Origin of the sequence: Brachyspira sp. SAP_772, from assembly GCF_009755885.1 — a bacterium.
In the GTDB taxonomy this organism is placed as follows: domain Bacteria; phylum Spirochaetota; class Brachyspiria; order Brachyspirales; family Brachyspiraceae; genus Brachyspira.
The window spans coordinates 1-1,086 of record NZ_VYIX01000030.1; the positions used below are offsets into that span (position 1 = coordinate 1).

The window sequence follows — 1,086 nt, forward strand, 5'->3', positions numbered from 1 at the left end:
TCAGCATTTTTAAAAAGTATTCCAAGTTCAGCACCTTTTCCAGTACCAACCATTATAGCTGTAGGAGTTGCAAGTCCTAAAGCACAAGGACAAGCTATAACAAGTACCGATACAAATACTGTTAAAGAAAATACGAAATTGTGAAGAGCTATAAACCAAATTATACCRGATATYAAAGCTATAGTTATTACAGCAGGTACAAARTAAGAAGAAACAACATCGGCAATATGTGCTATTGGAGCTTTTGAACCCTGAGCATCTTCTACAAGTTTTATAATCTGAGCTAATGCAGTATCAGCCCCTACTTTTTGAGCTTTGAATTTAAAACTTCCTGTTTTATTTATAGAAGCACCAACCACTTTATCRCCAACGCTTTTTTCAACTGGTATACTCTCACCTGTAAGCATTGATTCATCAACACTRCTGTATCCTTCTATTATTTCTCCGTCAACAGGAATCTTCTCTCCAGGACGAACTAATACTATATCATCAACTTTTACATCTGAAATTTTTATYTCTTTTTCTTCTCCATTTTGTATTATAGTAGCAGTTTTAGGCTGAAGCCCCATAAGTTTTTTTATTGCTTCTCCTGTTTTTCCTTTGCTTCTAGCCTCTAAATATTTTCCAAACTGTACTAATGTGATTATAACAGCAGCTGATTCATAATAAAGATTATCWCCATGAGRATTAAGTCCCATAAATGCYAAAACAGTAGAGTAAATACTATAACTAAATGCAGCAGTTGTTCCTATTGCTACAAGTGAGTCCATATTAGGTGAACCTCTAAAAAGTGCAGGAAAACCTAATGTATAAAATTTATAACCTGATATCATAACAGGTACACATAAAAATATTGCTACTATAGAAAAAACTTGCGGATTAATGTGATGCACCAAAAAACTAGGTATCGGAAACTTAACAAAACTTACCATTGGTGCCATCGATATATAAAACAAWGGTATAGAAAATATTGCTGATACTATAAGTCTTATTTTCTGCTCTTTTATCTCTCTTGCTTTTACAACTGCAGGGTCTTCCTCTTTACCTAAAACCTGATACCCAGCTTTTACTACAACATTAACTATA

General features: G+C 33.5%; 1 protein-coding gene. It reads right to left on the reverse strand.

Annotation, left to right across the window (positions count from 1 at the left end):
- Positions 1-1,086: HAD-IC family P-type ATPase (locus GQX97_RS12335; protein ID WP_157152219.1), on the reverse strand; the 1,086-nt coding region annotated here is incomplete at both ends.